At 62.1% G+C, this 19,605-nt stretch carries 18 protein-coding genes; 16 read left to right on the forward strand and 2 right to left on the reverse strand.

All coding sequences use genetic code 11. The features are described from left to right. Positions 1-191: 191 nt before the first annotated feature. The 14 genes from AB0O58_RS22025 to AB0O58_RS22090 all read left to right on the forward strand — a co-directional run bounded on the left by AB0O58_RS22025 (position 192) and on the right by AB0O58_RS22090 (position 15,116). The gene (locus AB0O58_RS22025) at positions 192-1,157 is read left to right on the forward strand and encodes a hypothetical protein (protein WP_366238787.1); all 966 of its coding nucleotides are present in this window, start codon (positions 192-194) and stop codon (positions 1,155-1,157) included. 248 nt (positions 1,158-1,405) lie between these two features. Next, positions 1,406-2,377 carry a hypothetical protein gene (locus AB0O58_RS22030; protein WP_366238788.1) on the forward strand — a complete coding sequence of 324 codons (972 nt, stop codon included), beginning with the start codon at positions 1,406-1,408 and terminating at the stop codon, positions 2,375-2,377. Positions 2,378-2,561: 184 nt separating this feature from the next. Beyond that, positions 2,562-3,866 carry an AAA family ATPase gene (locus AB0O58_RS22035; protein ID WP_052062899.1) on the forward strand — a complete coding sequence of 435 codons (1,305 nt, stop codon included), beginning with the start codon at positions 2,562-2,564 and terminating at the stop codon, positions 3,864-3,866. A 116-nt stretch (positions 3,867-3,982) separates the two neighbouring features. Continuing rightward, a complete protein-coding gene (locus tag AB0O58_RS22040) occupies positions 3,983-5,818 on the forward strand; it encodes a hypothetical protein (protein WP_366238789.1) in 1,836 nt (611 codons plus the stop codon). A gap of 116 nt (positions 5,819-5,934) precedes the next feature. Beyond that, positions 5,935-7,872 (forward strand): AAA family ATPase, encoded by a 1,938-nt coding sequence (locus tag AB0O58_RS22045; protein ID WP_366238790.1) that lies wholly within the window; start codon positions 5,935-5,937, stop codon positions 7,870-7,872. Positions 7,873-7,966: 94 nt separating this feature from the next. After that, positions 7,967-8,197 (forward strand): hypothetical protein, encoded by a 231-nt coding sequence (locus tag AB0O58_RS22050; RefSeq protein ID WP_366238791.1) that lies wholly within the window; start codon positions 7,967-7,969, stop codon positions 8,195-8,197. Positions 8,198-8,311: 114 nt separating this feature from the next. Beyond that, the gene (locus AB0O58_RS22055) at positions 8,312-8,686 is read left to right on the forward strand and encodes a hypothetical protein (RefSeq protein WP_366238792.1); all 375 of its coding nucleotides are present in this window, start codon (positions 8,312-8,314) and stop codon (positions 8,684-8,686) included. Positions 8,687-8,942: 256 nt separating this feature from the next. Further along, complete coding sequence (locus AB0O58_RS22060) at positions 8,943-12,119, forward strand: ATP-dependent helicase (RefSeq protein ID WP_366238793.1); 3,177 nt, start codon at positions 8,943-8,945, stop codon at positions 12,117-12,119. Between the two features lie 527 nt (positions 12,120-12,646). Then, positions 12,647-12,955, forward strand: a complete 309-nt coding sequence (locus tag AB0O58_RS22065) for a hypothetical protein (protein ID WP_366238795.1) — start codon at positions 12,647-12,649, stop codon at positions 12,953-12,955. A gap of 2 nt (positions 12,956-12,957) precedes the next feature. Beyond that, positions 12,958-13,458, forward strand: coding sequence for a hypothetical protein (locus AB0O58_RS22070; RefSeq protein ID WP_366238796.1), 501 nt, complete (start codon positions 12,958-12,960; stop codon positions 13,456-13,458). 114 nt (positions 13,459-13,572) lie between these two features. Continuing rightward, complete coding sequence (locus AB0O58_RS22075) at positions 13,573-14,007, forward strand: hypothetical protein (protein WP_366238797.1); 435 nt, start codon at positions 13,573-13,575, stop codon at positions 14,005-14,007. Positions 14,008-14,135: 128 nt separating this feature from the next. Further along, on the forward strand, positions 14,136-14,477 hold the full coding sequence (locus tag AB0O58_RS22080; RefSeq protein WP_366238798.1) for a hypothetical protein: 342 nt from the start codon (positions 14,136-14,138) through the stop codon (positions 14,475-14,477). 166 nt (positions 14,478-14,643) lie between these two features. Next, positions 14,644-14,961 carry a hypothetical protein gene (locus tag AB0O58_RS22085; protein ID WP_366238799.1) on the forward strand — a complete coding sequence of 106 codons (318 nt, stop codon included), beginning with the start codon at positions 14,644-14,646 and terminating at the stop codon, positions 14,959-14,961. Then, positions 14,958-15,116, forward strand: coding sequence for a hypothetical protein (locus AB0O58_RS22090; protein WP_366238800.1), 159 nt, complete (start codon positions 14,958-14,960; stop codon positions 15,114-15,116). The genes AB0O58_RS22085 and AB0O58_RS22090 overlap by 4 nt, the downstream gene beginning before the upstream one ends. A gap of 93 nt (positions 15,117-15,209) precedes the next feature. On the opposite strand, the gene AB0O58_RS22095 is transcribed toward AB0O58_RS22090, so the two are convergent. Further along, entirely contained in the window at positions 15,210-16,052 is an 843-nt protein-coding gene (locus tag AB0O58_RS22095; RefSeq protein ID WP_366238801.1) for a hypothetical protein, read from the reverse strand. A 648-nt stretch (positions 16,053-16,700) separates the two neighbouring features. On the opposite strand from AB0O58_RS22095, the gene AB0O58_RS22100 reads away from it, so the two are divergent. After that, on the forward strand, positions 16,701-17,861 hold the full coding sequence (locus tag AB0O58_RS22100; protein ID WP_366238802.1) for a site-specific integrase: 1,161 nt from the start codon (positions 16,701-16,703) through the stop codon (positions 17,859-17,861). Further along, entirely contained in the window at positions 17,861-18,865 is a 1,005-nt protein-coding gene (locus AB0O58_RS22105) for a recombinase (protein ID WP_366238803.1), read from the forward strand. The genes AB0O58_RS22100 and AB0O58_RS22105 overlap by 1 nt, the downstream gene beginning before the upstream one ends. Positions 18,866-18,912: 47 nt before the next feature. Here the strand turns inward: AB0O58_RS22105 and AB0O58_RS22110 are convergent, their stop codons facing one another. Then, positions 18,913-19,599, reverse strand: coding sequence for a hypothetical protein (locus tag AB0O58_RS22110; protein ID WP_155288608.1), 687 nt, complete (start codon positions 19,597-19,599; stop codon positions 18,913-18,915). Positions 19,600-19,605: the final 6 nt, after the last annotated feature.

Consider the following 19,605-nt stretch of genomic DNA (forward strand, 5'->3'; position numbering starts at 1 on the left):
GTCGAGCGCCTGCGTCCGACCACTACCTCTTGCAAAGAAATCTCCGAGCTGCCAGCCGGGCCGCGCTCACGCATGTGAGACCCGACTGGCACACGCAAACACCGCTCGTGCGCATCCGCCGAGTCGGGACATTGAAACCGACCTCACCAACTAGACCTCCCCACCCACACCACGCACAGGAAGAAGTCATCATGACCGCACCGACCACACCCACTGCCGAGAACATCCGTCCCGGACAGGTCATCGTCGTCCAGGGAGCTATCTCCTTCGCACGTACCGCGAGCCTGATCGACGGGGTCGAGCTCGAGCGCCGCGTCAGCCACTCGAAGAGTCAATACCCGACCGACAGCCCGCACACGCTGATCGCTCTGTCCCAGGCCGAGATCGTTCCCGCCGACCCGACCCAGTACAGCTGGGAAGAGTCGTACGTCAAAAGCCTGTTCTTCGAGCACAAGAAGAACCCCGAGAAGGGACTCGGATACGAGGCGAAGAACGTCACGAAAAGCCTCCCCACCCTGCTCACGGTGGACCCGGAGAACCCCGGCTCGTACCGCCAGGTGGTCGACGTCGAAGGTGAAATCGCAAGGGACACGGTCGTCCGCATCGTCGTCGTGACCTACCAGTCGAAGGACAAGAACGGTCGGGAGTACCAGAAGCTCGGTCTCGGTCTGGAAGCTATCATCCTCTCGACCCCGGAGGTTCCGTACGCACCGAAGTCCGGTGCCCGCAATCTCGATCTCAGGTCCTACGGCATCACGCTCTCGACGCCTCTGGTCGCCACCAACGGCGTCGAGAGCGAGGTTCCCAACGAGATCGTCAGGACCGACGCATCGGGTCTGCCGGCGGCGCCCGTGGCACCTTCAGCTCCGGTCCAGCCGGTAGCTGCCCCCGCTCCCGTCGCGTCTGTGGCTCCCGCAGCTCCGAGTGCGCCCCTGGCTCCTGCAGCTCCGGTGGCACCGTTCCAGCCGGCCGCAGCCGCACCGGTCGCTCCCGCTGCGCCGATGGCTCCGGTACAACCGATCGTTCCCGTGGCCGCCGCTTACCAGGTAGCAGCCCCGGGTGCGCCTGTAGCACCGGCCGCAGGGAATCCCGACGATCCCTTCTCCGGAACGCCTGCTCCCAGCTGGGGCGGCGCGGGAATCCAGGTTCCGGCCTGAGCTTTTCCTCCGGTCACAGATCTTCGGATCCGACCACCACAGGGCCGCGGGCTCCTCGAAAGAGGATCTCGCGGCCCTGTGCTTTTTCCGCCCACACCGACCACTCACGAACAGAAGGGCCGATTCCACTCATGGGCACACACCCGCACCCGTCCTCGACCTTTCCAGAGTTCTACACGAACCCACATATCCGTTCATCGCTTGCTGCTCACCGACTCTGGACAGTCTCCGATGCAAACAAACGTCCCGTGGACATCGTCGCGGCCCTCGCCGTTTCGCAGTGTTCACGCTGCGGCAGAGCCGACTGCTCCGAGGTGCACGGCGCTCAGCTCTCGGACGCCGACGCTCAGCTGCTGACCCTCGACGAGCTCACCGCAGCGCTCCCGAACGCGAGCAACGTCGCTACTCATCTGGACTGGCGGACGAGTGGGCTGATGGTTCTCGACATCGAACCCGAGTGCCCCACTGGGGTCGTCGATCAGCTACTTCGTCTGGTGACCGGAAACACCGCGTCGCCCGAGCCGGCAGCGCTCTATGCGGAAGTATCGGGATCAGGGCGTGGATACCACGTGCTGCTGCCGGTGCCATCGAACATCGCGTCGTTCCCGCGGGCCGCGCGCGCGACCAAGCTTCAGCACCCGCAACGTTGGTACGAGGTTCTGCTTTACCACTGGACGACGTTCACCCGCAGGCAGATTCCCTCGCAACGGCTTTCTGCTGCGGCAGCCGAACCAACGGGCGAGATGCTGACATGGGAAAGCGTGTTCGGGCAGTTGATCGAGATCGCGCCGGGCGGCGAAGCCGCCAGCGAAGGAACGTCCGGGCACTACGACCAGATGCTCGCACTGGCCGACGGCCCCGATCTGACACCGATGGAATTCGAGGTCGTCCACACCGTGATCGAAAGCCTGGGGCACGAGAGCACCCGGGATCTCGACGACGACTTCGGTGGGGACACCTCCCGTTGGGAGATGTCCCGGCTGATCCGGATTGCTGCGATCGCACACGCCAAACTTCATGTCCGGCATTCGATCGACCGGATCACCGGAACCTCCACGGCCACTTCGGAACAGACCGCCCAGCAAGTTCTGCGGGTCGTGCACCACGTGGCTCGCCGCACCCTCCCTCCTCGGGCGAAGCACGACGAACGCCGATCCGGTGCCTCCTACCTGCTCAAACGCTGCGCCGAAGCGCTGAATCATCTCGACACCCAGAGCTGAAGAGCAAGTGGTGGGTTGAGGGAGGAGAGCTGGCAGGAGTGCTCGACGTGCAACGACGGCGGCGACGCCGAAGGCGCGACCGGAGGTTCTCCGAGCAAGGTGTCTGCCCCGAGGGCGAACGACCCCTCTCGACCGAACACAGCCCCTCTGACGACACCACACCGACACGAAAGAGATCCCAGACATGACCTTCCTCCTGAACGAAGAATTCATCCTGCGCCACCTCCGGCCGGACCTGCGCAATACGCGGGTCGCGCCCTGCCTTCTCGGGCCGCCCGCGATCGGCAAGACGATGGCAGTCAACGCGCTGGCCAAGAACGGCGACTTCGCCGTGTTCTCCATCGACGTCAACACACTCTCCGACGCAGCCGATCTGACCGGCGTACGGACCGTTCCGGATCCGAAGAACCCCAATCGTTTCGTGCAGATCTTTTTCCCGCACTACACGATTCAGGAGGCCAACGATCATGCCGAGGCCAATCCCGACACTCTGGTCATCATCTTGCTCGACGAGATCAACCGCACCAGCGCCGACGTCACCTCGGCGGCGCTGACACTGCTGACCTCTCGTCGATGCGGCAATCTGAAGCTCGCCGACAACATCCGATTCATCGTCACCGGCAACGACAAGGGCAACATCTCCATGCTCGACTCGGCCTCGCTCACGCGCTTCGCGCTGTACCCCGTGCGTCCCGATGCGAAGGTCCTCTTGGATCTGCTCGGCGACGACATGCAGCCGGCTATCCGGCAGGTGCTCACCGAGCATCCGGACTGGGTTCTTCAGAGCCCAGTCCCGGCCGGGCTGATCGTCGCCACTCCGGACGACGACGATGATCCCAGCGTCAGTGCAGGGGCCGTCTCCGATCGGCAGATGGCGGAGTTCTCCACCCAGATGGACGACTCGCAAGACATGAGTCAGTACACGGCACCGCGCACCATCGAGGGGCTCAATCTCTGGATGAACGAGCTCGGTGCCACGGTCATGGCGGAACTAGCGGTCGAGGAAGCTGTCGGTCCCGACGGGCAGGCGACCACCGAGCTGATGCTCGGCATGCTTGCTCACACCGGCAACACTGCGTTCACGAACGAAGTCCACGCCAAACTGCTGGTGTCCTTGCTGGCACCCGCCGCGAGCTCAGGACCGGGGTCGATGACCATCGCCCGCCCGGCGGCCTGGGACAAGCTGCGTGCAGCGACGACCCAGAACCAGATCGAACAGATCGTGTCCTCTCTGACCACGGACAAGCAGGCCGACGTGCTCATCTTCGCCCTGACAACCAAGGCAGAGAACGATCTCACCAAGAAGGTTCTCGATCGGATCGTCGACGACGGCGCGCTCTCCTCGCTCACGAAAGATCAGCAGAGCGCCCTGCTGAACCGAGCAACGTCCAATGCGCTCAACCCCGCATCGGTGAGCTACTTCCTGGACAAATCCAACGCCCCACTGGTCCTGTCGCTGTCGCGGATTCACGACTTCCTCGCAGCCTGACCGTTCGACACCACGGCCCCGGATCGCTTCGCTGCGATCCGGGGCTTCGGCGTTCCCGGAGATGGTTCGACACACATCCGAGACCACTTCTCGCACACCAAGAAAGGGCCATTCCCATGGCAATCGTCATCTCGGGGCAGACGCCTCACCGTCTCAGCGCATTCGACTTCCCGCCGCCACTCGTCACCGACTCGGCCGATCCTGGCATCGAGTACGACCCCACCGCGGTGCTCTCGAAATTTGCCTTCTCGCATCTGCTCTCGCCGCTGGTCCCCAGTGTGCCGGCGACCGCCGTGGACTCGGTGTCGGGCAACCCGATCTCATCAGAAGCTCTCGGAAAGGTCCTGGCCACTCCGATTCTCGTCGACGCCTTCACCGGCGAGACCCGCGGCGACACACCTGAGAGCAATGCCGCTGCTCTGGATCTGCTGGCACAGACGACATCTGCGATCTCGCGCGCATCGCATCCCTACGTTCGTCACGTTTTCCTGAATCAGGGCCTGGGCGAACTTGGAATGCCGGCCCCGGAACCGGGCCGGGTGATCTACTCAGCCGAGAACTCCGTCTCACCCGCAGCGAAGGAACTGCTCGCACTCATCGGTGCCGGCGCATCACCGACCGCATATGACGAGGGAGACACCGCATGGACGCAGTTCTTCGTCGCTCTGGCGGCGACTTTCCGTCCCCCGACCCTCGGCGTCGCGATGCTCGGCCCGGACACCTTCGAGCGCTTCGGCGAACATCTGATGATGGTGGCGACGGCTCTGCAAGCCAGCAGCAAGATCTCCTCGGATGTTCTCGACAAGTGCCGTCAGTGTGCAGCCATCGACCTGAACGATCTCACCGAGACTCTGCGTCTGCGTTCGCGCGCCGGCACACCCACCGAGGACTACTCGTTCGCCCGACTGGTCGTGCACTCGCTCTTCACCTTCGTCAAGAGCGAACGGGCAACGGCAGCAGCAGATGCCGTGCCGGCGCATGCGGCGCTGATGCCCTTCGACCTCAGCGAACTGATCTGCCCCGAGACCATTGTCTTCGTCAATCTCGACGCTCACGCTCGACGCGTTCCGTCCGACATCAGGACTCAGTGGACGTGGGTGACCAAGCAGCTCAACAGCGGTTTGAAAATCATGTCGATGAGGACGATCACCCGCCTCGGCGCAGCCGCCAACCGGCTGCGAAATGCCCAGCGAACGGCTGTCAACTCACGTAGTCAACTCGAAGAAAAGACTCGCCGAGATACCCAGGCAGGTGACTTCTTCGACTCGGCCCCACCGCCGAAGCAGATCCTGATGGACCTGCGGCTCAAGCTCGACCGCATGGCGAAGGTCAACAAGTCGGAGAACGTCCGGCTCTACCGGCAGAAAACCTTCTCCCGGGCCAACCGCCGTCGACCCGACAGCCCAGACGTACCGGGCACCACCCTGCGTAATGAGTTCATGCCCGACATTCACTACTACCCGGACACCTCCGGCTCGATGAGTCTCGAGGACTACATGGACGGCGCCCTGTTCCTGATGATGATGGCCAAGAAGTTCGACATGAACTTCTATTTCAGCTCGCACAGCCACCTGCTCGCTCCGGAGATTCTGTTGCCGGTCAAAGGCAAGTCGATCGACCAGATGAGAAAACTGATTGCCGCAGTGCCAAAAGTCGGGGGCGGCAACAACTTCACCCTGATCTACGACTTCGTCCAGGCCAGCGTGGACCGTCGCCGTCGGCTCAACGTCGTCGCCACCGACTTCGGCTGGGTCGCGAACTCCTCGCACATGTTCACCCACCCGGAGAACGTCGTCTACCTCCCGGCATTCGACCGCTCGAACGTGCACAGCTGGGATTCGGTCAAGTACAACTGCGCCAATTTCATCAACTCGATGCGCCCGCTCGATCCGAACATCGACGCCAAGATCCTCGGCATGGGCTATGCGGGGGCGGCGCTCGACAACCGGTGACCAACAGGGGGAGACGGGATCTTCACTCTCGTCTCCCCTTCGCCAGTCGAACTTCCCCACAGACCTCGCGGCCACCCCCGCGCTGCTGATCCATTCCGAGAGAGGACATCTCACCCATGACACACCACACTGCTCTGCGCCACAACGGATTCACGGTTGTAGCCAAGGACATGCACGACTTCTCCGACGACGACAAGACGGGATCCGGCGCCGGTCCCGGATCGGCCACCCCGATGTCGGGTAGTGCGCTCGGTGCGCTCATGGGCGGATTTCTGCCCGGCGGGGCGGCACCCGAGGACCCCGACGACGTCGCCAAGTCCATGCTCACCGACTACAACGAAAAGTTTGCCGCCGCGCTGCCGGCCGAGTACCGGGACGAAGTGATCGACCGCACGGCAGCAGCCCTCATCAGCAAGAACAAGCCCAGCGCGATCCTTCTGGGCCCAGCCGGTGTCGGCAAAACCCGCATCGTCGAGGAGTTGGCTCGTCGGATCGCTACCAAGGACCCGTCGGTTCCGCCGCGGTTGAAGAACAAGACGATCTACGAACTGAATCTGTCGTCGCTAATGGCAGGGACGATGTACCGCGGCATGATGGAGCAGAAGCTCGAGGCGCTCATCGCGTTCGCGAAGGAGCCGAAGAACGGCGTCATCCTCTTCATCGACGAGATCCACCAGCTCGTTCCCGCTGACGGCCACGGCTCCACTTCGCACGAAGAACTCGCACAATCGCTCAAACCTGCTCTCGCTCGCGGCGATCTCCGGGTCATCGGAGCCACCACCGATCAAGAGGGCCGCCGTCTGACGTCGGATCCGGCGTTCGCGCGTCGCTTCACCCGGATCGGAGTCTCCGAGCTCAACCAGGATCAAACTCTGCAGGTCCTGCGCACAGTCCTGCCGGGTCTGTTGACCCACTACAAGAAGTCTGTGTCGGCGGACGAGACCGTTCTCGATCACGTCATCACCCTTGCCGACGAGCACCTCACCACCCTCCATCGCCCGGACAGTGCCCTGACCCTCCTGGACAGGTCGCTGGCCAAGCTCACGATCAAGAGGCACAAGCCGGACATCGCTGCGCTGATGGCTCCCACGGACGCACTTCCATTGACCCGAGCAGTGATCAAAGAGACCGCGGAAAGCATGCACGGCTCCGACGCCGTCGCTCGCGGATTCGACGAGGCTGCCCTGACGGAAGCACTCGCCCGCATCGAGGGTCAGGAGCTGGTGTGTGCCAGAGCAATCACACTCCTGCGCAGGGACGCTCGCGGGATCTTCCCGCGCCGGCAGCCCATTGGCTGGATGTTCGCCGGTACCTCCGGTGTCGGTAAGACCGAGGTTGCCCGGCAGATCGCGCATTCGATCATGGGTACCGAGCCGATCATCTTCAACATGGCCGAGTACTCCGAATCTATGTCGATCACGCGACTGCTCGGATCCGCTCCCGGGTACGTCGGGTCGGACTCCAACAAGGAGATGCCCTTCGACCCGTTGGACGCCAACCCACGACAGGTGATCGTCCTCGACGAGTTCGAGAAAGCGCACCGCGACGTGCAGCGGATCTTCCTGGCAGCGTTGCAGGAAGGCACGGTGCGCATGGCGTCTGGCAAAACGGTCGACTTCTCCAAGGCTCTGATCATCGCCACCACCAACGCTGGTCGTGACGCGATCTCCAAGGGTGGAATGTCGCTGGGCTTCAGCTCGACGTCGCCGGCGGGAGCGCACTCTTTGACACGAGAGCAGCTGACGAAGGCGCTCACCGAAACACATGGTGGTGGAGGCGGTTTCGAGCCCGAGCTGCTGGGCAGGTTCTCCTGGATTGTCGCCTTCGACCTGATCTCGGAGCAGACGTACGGGAAAGTGCTCGCTGCTGCATTCGTGCGCCTTCGTGCCGAGATCGAGAAGACGAACCCGTTCTTGGCCGCGTCACTGCCCGAAGAGCTGAGCGACGACCAGATCGCCGACTTCATCGACAGCAGCTACGTGGCCGCCCAGGGCGCGCGGCCGGCCGAGCCGACGGTCCGGAACTGGATCGAGGAGATCCTCGATCCCAGCTAGTAATTCACCCGCACAGCGCAGGGGCCTCGCGACTCGCCAGGCCCCTGCGTGCTCTAGACGGGGCAGGTCCGCCCATCCGAGAAGAGACACAACCATGACCACGCCTTTCGAAACCCGCAGCCCCGACGAGATCATGAGCGATCTCGATCAGGCCATACGAGGACTCGCCGACCTCGACACTAAGGAACTGGTCTTCGAGCTCATAGACGACTTGAGATCGAGCTACCGGCTGGCCATCGCTCCGCATCTCGTAGACCCCGGCGCAGCCTCAGCTATCGAGGCCGAGATCGACGACTACGTCGCACATCACTACGGCGACAACTGATCTGGGCCGCACGTTCGGCCCAATTACAGGGCATCGCCGATGAGCGCGACGGCTCACGGCCATCTGACCGACACCCACCCACCCCACTCACGGGGACACCAACGAGGAGACATCATGACTTTCCTGCAACTGGCCCCGAGCGCCTACGCACAAAACCTCACCGAAGCAGCCGCAACCACGGTGATTTCGTGCGAGAACATCCATCAGGACAGTGGCGAGTCTGCCACCGACGCTCTGGTCTGGGCCATCGAGAACGGCGGTCTGTTCACCTTCGAGCACGGTCTGACTCTTCTCGTCGACCAGGCGGTGCAGATCCACGAAGATCAGCGCGCCGATTCGGTCACCACCTCGCCACTCTCGCTGTTCGGCGTCGGAACCGCCAAGCCTGACCGCGGCCGTCCCGAGCCTGCTGTTATCGGCAACTGGTTGCCCGAGGGGGCCGACGAAGAGGACCGGATTCTCTCCCTGCTCGCGCTGGACCAGTTCTGACCTGAGATCACCTTCCGACCGGGGCGGCTTGTTGCTGCCCCGGTCGCGATATTTCGCCGAGAGGATCCATTCGGGTCGGTATGTGGTGGCTCATCGCCTTGATCGGACTGCAGAGCGCAGTGCGCGCGCCCATCGGGCGCGCCGGAGGGAGTCAGAGACAGCTCACCAGCCGGGCTGAGTGCCGGCTGGATCGCGGGACTTCAGCGAGCTGGACCACCACAGACGCCACCACTGACCACGTGAAAAGGAGACCGGCATGCCGATCCAGCCGCTCATCATCGAAGACGACCTTTCAGGTCAGAACCTCGAACCGAAGTACACCCCGAAAGATTTCCACAAGGACATCAGCGGAACCGGTGGCAACCGTGGCCGCATCGACATCTCCGTACATCCGGCCAATCCCGACCTGAGCTACGACCCGATACCGAAGGTCGATGCTCCGACCAAGGAGCAGATCGACGGCGAGACCTCTGTTCGCACTCTCGTCACTCAGCCATTGTTCGAGCTGCACTTCGAGGAAGCGCTGCAGCGCGTGTACGCGATCGACGTCGCTCGTTCGCAAGCGGGCCAGACGGCGGCCGAGCTCGACGCCGCCCCGTACCTCTACCGTTTCCCAGTGCCGCCCACGGCCCACTTCGAGGAAGAGAAGAAGGGCAAGAAGGTCTCGGTCCGTCTCGTCGAGGACATGTTCGACGTGAGCAAGGCCCTCGGCGGCGGTGTGCCCGGTTTCCGCCTGTGGCTCAACCTCGAACCGCAGCTCGTGGTGTTGCGTGACCGCGGCATCATGGACGTCAGCACCGGTAAGAACGCCTGGACCAAGACCACCCACATTCGGTACCGGGTGGAGCTGTACGTGATCGCGGAAGATGAGCACACCGACGAGCTGTACGAAGTCGACGGCACCACAGTGCTTCTCGATTCCGACGGCCATCCTGTTACTGCTCCGTCGATCAGCGAGATCGCCGCTGTCACTGACGTCCTGACCCATGATCCGCTGAGGTTCGAAGGCGTCGAATCGTTCGTGTCGATCAACTATTCGTTCAACGTCCCCGAGACGCTGGCAGAGATGATCGAGTCCACAGTGGGCTATCTGGCGGGTCGTTCGGTGTCCCTGCCGGCTTTCGACAAGAAAGGCTTCGTCTCCTGGTCGCTCGATCACTACTCGGTGTACGACCGCCTGTGCAGTGCGGCCGAGCTTTTTCAAACCGAGCTCGTCGTCGAACCCATCATGTCCTTCATCAACCGGCTCTACTCCGCAGCGAACTGGCTTGCAACGGCACGCGGCACGAGCGTCGAGGTGGTCGAGATGGATTCCGCTGGTCGCGAGCTGGCGTTCCTGGACAACTTCGCCACTCCGCTTGAGGCCTACACCGCGATCTATGCGGGGCTGCTCGAACTGGACGGCTCGGGGCCGATCTCGTCGGCCCTGATCTCACGCAACATGCAGCTCAAGCAGAACGCTGAATTGCAACGCCTCCATGCCGTCAAACATCTACTGCCGGTACCGGGCCCCGTCGATCCGGCGCGGTACACCATTCCGGACTACGCCTCGATTCAGCAGCGTGAGGCCGTGCAGACGACCGATCCGCTGGTGATGGTGGTGGCCGGCGCGGGCGCAGGGAAGACCTGGACGATCACCGAACGCATCAAGATGCTCACCCAAGGCTGCTCCGTTCCGGCCAGCTCGATTCTGACGCTGTCCTTCACGAACGCCGCAGCGGACGAGATCCGAGATCGCAATCCCGGCGTCGAGTCCAAGACGATCGCCAGAATGATCCACGAGATCTACACGACGAACTTCGCCGACCAGGAGCTCTCCACTATGGAGACGATCAGGAACTCGCTGGGCATCTACTTCGGAGCGAAAGTCCACACCGACGAAGTCCTCAGCGAATTCCACCGGTTGGTGAGCAACTCGATCACCAAAGAGACGAACGCGGACATCATCGCGATGAGTGCGTTCATCGAGCGCTACACCAGCGAGGTCGTGACCATCCTCAACACAATCGGTCAGACGACTCTCGAACTCGAGATCATTCTGTCGTACCTTCTCATCGAGAGGCTTGTGGAGCCGTACGCCAGCCCCGCCTACCTGATCATCGACGAGGTGCAGGACAACAGCGCCTTCCAGTTCGTCTACGCCATGCGTTATGCAGCAAAGCATCAGTGCGCGCTGTACATGGTCGGCGATGCCAGCCAGACCCTCTACGAGTTTCGGGCGGCGAATCCGAAGGCACTGTCCGCGCTGGAGGCCTCGGGGGTATTCACGGTCTGCAAACTGTCCACGAACTACAGATCGGCTCAGGAAATCCTCGACTTCGCCAATATCCATTTGAGCGACATCGAAGCCAATCGCTTCACCAACATCCAGTTGCAGGCCAACTCCGTCGTGACGTCGACGGTGGATAGCTTCACGGCTTCGGTGCGTCTGATGAGCAAGTCCTGCGGAACACAGAAGGCTTTCGATCAGAATCTCAAGCAGTATCTCCGCGGCGAGAAACTCACGGAGTACTTCACGAACAATCTCGCTGCCCGCGACACCACTGTCGTACTATGCCAGACCCGCCGTCACGCCAAGATGGCTCAGGAGGTTCTGGTCGAGATGTTCCCGGACGAGGCTGTCCATAACCTCGTCAGCGATCGCGCGTACAGCATGAAGACCTTCTCCACCTTCATTGCGCGTCACTGGGATCAGGTGACCTGTGTCGAACCGGCTGTCGCTCCGTTCACGTTCCATCAGCAGATCCGCGCGCAGATCAGCTCCCTGGAGCCTCGTAACACCGAGATCGCCGAGCGCATCCTCACCGATGCGTTGGTCGATTGGTGGAAGCAGACCAATGGTCCGTGCCAGGGATGGCTTGCCATGGTGGCCTCGGGAATGATGACCGATGCCAACTTCTTCCTGTACCTGCGAAAGTCGATTCTGGACTACGAAATTCGTAACAACGCGATCCGGAATTCGCTGACCGGTCAGAAGAACGCAATCCGCAAAGAGGAGATGGCCGCTCGTGACCCCAAGCTCATGGTCTCGACCGTCCACGGTGTCAAGGGAATGGAGTTCGACCACGTGGTGGTCGTGCTGCAGCCCGAGACCTCGAACAGTCGCAAGGACGAGTCGTACAAGCGCCTGCTGTACGTGGCACTGACTCGGGCCAAGATCGACGAGGTGATCCTCGCGGGTGTTTCTACCGCAAAGCCTCGGATCGAGACCGACTACGAAGCTGTGGTCGACGCTCTGCGTCGTAGAGAGGTCGAGAACGCAGCAGCTCCGAGTGATGACGAGGTCGGCATTGTGGAGGTCGCTGAGGCGGACCTGGTCACAGGCGATGTCGTCGATCAGATCAATGCGCTCGGCATCGAAGTCGGTATAGACACACGAGTGCCGGTGTCGGCGTCCACGGTCGCAGGAGACGGGCAGGAAACGCCATTTTGATCGGTGAGCGTGATCGTTCCTGAAATGCAGGGTCTGTTCACCATCAACTCCGGGGGGGTCCAATCGACCGCCCCGGAGTTGATCTTCATCTGGTCAGTTACACAAGGCCCCACGCAACGGCTGCAAATCAGATTGATCGGCTCCAGCCCGAATTCTCATAGAACCCACCAGGCCATTTGTGACCTGTCACACATTAGTAGGAAGACGTAATGGAGGATACAAATAATTATCGGCCAATCAGTGAGCTGACCTTGATATACCGGTCAGAGGGAAGTGGTAAGCACTACACTCAGCCAGCCGCCGATCTGACCCAAGCAGGGACTCTCATCGACCCAGATGGCCCCACGGCCGGAGATGACATGCCCCTTGTCGGATACCAGCAGGTCTAGGATTTTTGCAGCCCGTCGGAGAGGAACCGCGAAGCCAGTTTCACTACTTCAGATTCAGGTTGCGACACGACACCGAAAGAGAACACCATGCCCGACGCTCAGAGTCAGAATACTGATGAACCTTTCAACCTCATACCTTTGGCGCAGGCCCCCGGCCTAGTTCTGCGGATGATCGGCCGCTTCGCCGAAGGTCTACCGGAGCCCATGATCATCGGCGCCAACGACAAGCCTGTCGCCGCCCTGATTCCCATCGCCGACCTTCTCCGACTACGCGAGTACGACCGTCGCGTACTCGACTCCGAAGATCTGTTCTACTCCGAGCTCGATCGCAGGCTGAACGACTCCGACACCACCATCGCGCCGACAGATCTCGAGGCCTTCGCTCGGACCCTCGGCGACGTCGGCGACGACTGGGCTGACAAGCAGACCCGAACCGAACAGAGCTGACGATGGCCGGTTCACCGTTCGTGCTCGCTCTGCATCCCGCCTTCGAGCGCGATCTGCAAAGTCTTGCGACCGCCGCCGCCCGGAACCCGACAGGGGAATCCCGCCGCCTGCTCACCGTCACACTCAGTGCCCTCGCGGCCATCCGGGACGGTGAGATCCCGGTACGGCCCCTGGAACAGATGGGTTCCTACCCGGATCTGTCCGACTGCAACAAGGTCTACATCCAGACAGACCCCGACTCGAAACCCAAGTACCGACTCGTCTGGAGAGAACGTGCCGCGGAAGAGGCCGGCGGAACCCCCGTACGCGAGGTAATCCAGCTCGGTGAGCGCGAGCTCGGCTCGGTGTACCACTTGACCGGGCAACGGCTCGGGCGCCCATCGGGAGTAAGTCTCGACGAGCTCTTGCGAGCCGATCGCGACAACATCGCAACAAAGCTCCTCAATTTGCCGAACGATCGCTTCCCAGCCTCCCCGAAGAAATCGCCGGAGTTCGGCGACTGACGTTTCGATCTCTAATTGCTACACAACCAACCACCGGGCCTCGGAGCACTCGTTCCGGGGCCCGAACTGTTCCCGCCGCCGATGCCGGAAAACCGGCCCTCACGAAAGACACCGATGATTCCTGAATCGACCAAATCCCAGCCGACCTCACGCCCCAAGAGCACTCTCGCCCAAACTGTGACGGCCACCCTCACTGCAGTCCTCCTCGTCGTCATTCTCGTCGCCATGGTCGCAGGGTGGGCACTGCTTTCCGCTTTTGATCGAACGGTAGCCGCGCAAGACGATGCCCCCAGCGCCGTGACTCAGTGGCTATGCCTGCCCTACACCGACTTCGTACTCGACCAGGACCGGGCAGGTCTGACACCCGAGCAGATCGCTGCAGTTCTGCAGGTGTCCGAGTATGGCGAGCGGGGTCAACTCGGTGTCACAACTCCGGATGCCGAGATCACCGAGCCCAGCATCGACTCACCAGAGGCCTGCGGATACCCGTTCGAGATCCTCGACGCGGCCGGTCTTCTCGGAGCGCCCAGCGGCCCTGCGAACCCCTAGTTCGACGGTTTGGAGTTTCTCCTGGAGTATCTCGTGGACTATCCATATACCCTCTTACTAGAAGTCGGCACCGACCGTCCTGGAGCAACCGCTCCGAGTCGTCGCTGACATGTCGGGAGGACAGGATCATGAACAAGTTCACACGCCGGATCGCCGCTGCGGGAGTAACCGCTGCCGCTACCGGTGCCGCCATCGTCGGCTCGGTCATCGCGGCACCCGCCGCCTCCGCAGCCGTCCCGTCGGGTGACTACACCTTCACCACCGTCACGCTGGGGATACCGTCGGCTGCGCCTGCACGGGTCGAAGGCAACGTGCTCACTCTCTTCTCGCCGTTCGGGCCCGTGAACCACGTGATCAACGACCTTCCTGTCGGCGGGTTCATCGACGACGGTTTCCAGCGCCTGTACATCGGCGGCGAATCGTTCTTCGGTCCCCTTCTGATCGGCAACAACACCCTGATCCCTCGCTGATTGCTCTACCTTTCAACTCGATTGCCCACGAAACGCCGCCTCCTGCACAGTGAGGCGGCGTTTCGTTTTCTCTACAGTTTCGTGACACCGTCCCCACCGGCCCACCTGGGCGATGGCCGCCCCCGGCCGCAACGCAATCGCTGATGGCCGATTCGAGAGAAGATCAATGAGCAACACAGTGTTGACCTCGGTGCAGATCGCAACACCATTCCTTGCCGCGGCAGTTGCCGTGGTCGGTGTGTACTTCACCATCGCGCAAAAAGACAAAAGCGATCGGCGCACCGAATGGTGGCGACGAGCCACCTGGGCATTGGAGCGCACCACAAGCGGCAACGACGACGAAGCCGAGACGGGGTGGGTCATCCTCGGAGGACTACTCGACTCGGATCTGGCCACCAACTCCGAAGCTGCAATCATCGAAGCGTTGGCGTCGAATGCAGCCGAGGCGGATACTCAACAGGACACGATCGGAGACGGACAATGACACCCACCACCGGCAAACATACAAGCACCACGGCGGCCGTGCGCAGTGCAAGCGTTCGGAGCGCCGCAGCGAAGGTTGCAGTCAAGGCGGCCCAGAAGCAGAAGAAGACACCTGATCCCAAAATGGTGAAGTTGGCCGAGTCGAAGGTTCACTGACACCCCGGCGACGATCGCGCAGGAAGCGACGATGTCGTAAATTGACACCGGACGATGTACGTACTTCACTGCCGCGGGCACGCCGTGACCGGACTATCTCCATCTTGTTCGCCACGACTGCGGTGGTGCGAACCGTCGGTACGTACGCGAATGGCTTTCGGCTTTACCCCGTAAGTAGGCGCTCTTCCCGAGTTCTCCATGATCACCGTTCCTCGTCGCCGCTACTTGGCCGGGGCTCACCGGGAAGTAATGCCGGATACCTTCCACGAAAGTTTCTTCGGCAATCATCACCAGGCGTAGCAGATCGTCGAGGTTGTCCAGCCAGTCATCGACGCCGAATTCGATGTCGGAAGGGCCCGGTGGCCGCGAGGTGTCAACGCGGGTGTGTTCGTCACCGCCTTCCTCGAAGTAGGCACGCAGTTCCTTCAATAAATCTGCAACAGCCTCGACATCGGTGAGCACGGGTCCTTCGTCGAGAACAAGCCGTGCGTAGAACGCTGCCGCTTCGACGGCGATCAGGGACTGCTCCAGGTCTTTGGACAACAGGTCGAGCTCGGCAGACGGGACTCCCTTGTCGAGTCCTCCTTGATGGCGGGCAACGGAGTCGAATGCCGACAGCGGTCTACGGACAGCAACGACTGCTGCCCAGAGATCGGCTACGGCGCGGCCCGCTTGCCGATTGACCGTGAATATCCGGTCGGTCCTATTCGTGAACAGTGCAACCGACACTGCCGCCGCAGTGAGGATGGCACCCACCCAGGCTGCGGCTGATCCGACTGCGCCGACCGACGAGCCCCAGAGCACAGCCGTTATCGACAGCACGACACCCGATACACCTACGGCAATTGCCAGAGGAGCCATTCGGTACCTGATAACTGCGGTCAGCCTCCGCGTCATCCGCCGGTTCATCGACTTGATCCAGGTGTTGGTCGCCATCACCGAAGTATCGCTGATCGGCGATCGGCCAGCTGAAGCTATCAGGGGCGCTCACAACGCTGATTCGGCCAAGGACTGTTGCCGCGCATCTACGGTGTGCGTTCCAGCAGGTAGCGAGTGGTTACAGCCGAGCGTGCGGTTCTGGCCATCATCGCGCACATCACTGTCAAGTGACATTGAAGTTGTCCAGACGGACCAGGTAGTTGTCCACCGCATTGCTGCTGGAATGCCTGGTCGGTGTGGCAAATAAGCTGTCCAACGATCGAATTTCGTCGGTCTCTGCGCGCGTTGTGTCAGTCAAGTTGCCCAACGTGGAAGACCAGCCAGAGCCGTCCTCGGGTTGGCGATGAGGGGTCCGGACCTGCGGCGATGTCAAGGGAAGCCAGCGCGGCCGGGGCTCTTCCAGGCGGGCGGTCTTCAGGAGCTGGACAAGCCCTGGTCACGATTGGACAGAAAGGCTGTCTCACTTCACAATCACAACATTCCAGCAGCCCCCAAAATCGGGTTTCCGAACTCCGGACGTTGTCACTCCTGATTGAGCGGCGGTCGCTTATGAGAATTCTGTTTCCCGCAGCGTCTCCTGCAAAAGCCCACCTCAGCACACTTTTCCCATAACAAAGTGTCGGTGGGGCTCTGTACGGTGGGCTTATGGCGTCTCGACCTGAAGTACCGGCCCCTGTCAGCGTGACCAACGAGGTCTCTGCGGCCGTCCCCCCGCAGCTGTCTGACTCCGTGGCCGCGAGAATCGTGCAGTCGATGGCAGCCTCGCGGTCGGCAGGGACGCTGAAGGCCTACACCTCGGCCTGGCGACGATTCGACGATTGGTGCCGCACCAACGGGCACATCGCGCTCCCCGCGCATCCGGTCACCGTCGCCGCCTACCTCGTCGAGGCATCAGACACCTTCACTCCCGACGGCGACCGCGTCTTCGCTCTTGCGACACTCTCGAAGTGGATGGCCGCGATCGCGCACACCCACCGCACGAACGGACACATCAGCCCTACCGACCACGAGGCCGTCCGTGCGACTCTGTCGGGCATTCGCCGCACCTATGCCTCTGCTGGCGACCGCCCCCGCAAACAGATGGCCCCGCTACTCGTCACCGACATCGTGACGATGGTGGGGATCGCCCGCGAGACCATCGCCGGCTGGGCGAGCGAAGTACTCGAGCGCCGCGACAGTGCTCTCCTGCTGATGGGGTTCGCCGGCGCATTTCGCCGCAGCGAGCTTGCGGACCTACGGTGCGCCGACGTCTCCGTCAACCGTCTCGACGGACTTCATATCCATCTGCGCAAATCCAAGACCGACCAGAGCGGGCGCGGCACTGTCAAAGCTCTGCCGTTCACTGTCACCCACCAGAGCTGCCCGCCGTGCGCCGCGATGCGATGGTGGGAGGTCGTTGCTGCCCACGAACGCGGCGGCCGGCCGGCGGTGATCAGGCTCCTACGCGGACCCTCCGACTTCACCGAACATCTCTGCCGAACGACTGGCCCGCGAACCCCTGCATCCTCTCCGTTCTTCCGATCCATCGCCAAGAACGGAAACCTCTCGTCCACCGCGCTGTCCGGTGCGAGCGTTCACGCCGCTGTGCGGCGTCGAGCCGGAGCTGCTGGCTACAACGAAGACCTGGTTGCCTCCCTCGGCGGGCACTCGCTGCGTGCAGGGTTCGTCACTCAGGCATTTCGCAACGGGGCCGACGCTCACTCGATCATGCGCCAGACAGGCCACAAGTCGACCGACATGCTCGAGGTCTACGCCCGTGAGAACGCTCCGCTCATGAATAACGCTGTGAACGAGATCGGACTCTGATGGGTTTCACCATCTCTCTCAGTGCGAAGGATCGGCCTGTATGGGCGCTGTTCGACGACTGGTGCGCCGGTGCCGACATGGTGGCCCTCCCCGCCGACCCGCTCACTCTTGGGGCGTTCATCGCCGAGAACCCCGCGGCTCTCGCCACACAGCGCCGCCGCATCACTGTTGTGAACACCGTGCATCGCAGCGCGGATCTACCAGCGCCGGGCAGTGCGGACACGATCCGGCGGATGATCGGACGGGTTCGGGCGCAACGATTGTCGGAACTTCGATCGACAATCTCCGGGATCGTTGATCACTTGCCCACCGCAGGATGGACAGCGGGACTGTTCGGCCGACGCGACGGGTTGGTTCTACTTCTCGCCGTCTCCGGCCTGAGCTTCGAGCACATCAGCACTCTACGTCGCTGTGACCTGTATATCGACGATGACGCCCTCGTTGTCGAGAGCGTTCACACCCTCACTCTCCCGCCGTTCTATCTACCCGGTTCGCTCTCACCTGCGCAGATCTACCAACAGTGGTCGGAGATCCTTGCGTTCCAGGACCGAGCCCCCTCTACCCGACTACTCGCGGACCGTCTCGACACCGGCACCTTGCCGACCAGCTATCCGCCAAGCGAGGTTGCCGAACAACGCGCCGCCCAGCATCAGGCGGATCCGCTGTTCACGCCCATCGACCGCTGGGGGCACACGCCCTTCGGCAAATCGGTCCTATCGGCGCAATCGGTCGCGCGAGTCTTCACTGCACACCTGAATGGCCAAGCGGCGACGCATCATCCGCATCGCAGGCCTGCGCGCAGGACCGATGACGCCCCGGCGTACGAGCCGATCGTGTACCCCGAGGTCGTGTTGGACGATCGACACTACGAGGCCGGTATCGAGGCCCGCCGACGGGCGCACGAAGCACTCACCGATGTCACATCGACACTCGACGCCATCGAAAACCGAGCCGACGCCATCCTCGAGCGTCTCCTCGCAGTGCTCGACGGCGATGCCATATAACGCGAAAGCGCCCGACCCGTAACAGCCGGACGCTTTCGTATGTCGCACTAACGCGAACCCTTCACCAGAAAGTCGGATTCGCGGCCAGGAGGTACATCGATCCAAATGCCTGTCCCGACCACGCCGCGGACGTTCGCTCGCGCGACAGTCGTATCGAAGTACTTACGGCTTGACCCTTCGATTCGCCGCCAGCCGATTACCGACCTCACGTGGTCGGGATGCACGTACCCTTTACAGGTCGCCAACAATGTGCACGCGGTGTCAATCATCCTCTCGCAGTTGACCTCTGAAAGCTCCCACACACCTTCGACTCCGTCGATGTCCTGTGGCTTGGTGTAGTCGACACCCATGAGCTCGCTCAGCAACGCCCCGGTCGCACGATCCAGAACCGCACCGTTTCGCTCTTGTCGTTCCAACACACTGACCCGGAAGACCTCCCTGTCGATTTCTTCCGGGTCCTGGACGTATCTGGTCTTTCGAGCGAACGCCGCAAGCACGTCGCTGTCGATGCGCACCTGTCTTCCGTCGCCGACCGAGGGAAACAAGCCCGCTCTCACCTGCGCCAACACCTTCTTGTCGGTGATCGTCGGTGCGGTACCGCCAGTCGTGAGCTGATCAGTGAGAAATGAGGCCGCCTGATTGGTCGTGAGGGCAAATCCCATGGTGTGCCTTTCTACAAACAGAGAGAACCGGGCAGTCTCGCTCGGCTGCGAAACCGTCCCCGGGCCACTCAATACTGA

Source organism: Rhodococcus sp. NPDC080181, assembly GCF_040702225.1.
GTDB classification, from domain to species: domain Bacteria; phylum Actinomycetota; class Actinomycetes; order Mycobacteriales; family Mycobacteriaceae; genus Rhodococcoides; species Rhodococcoides fascians.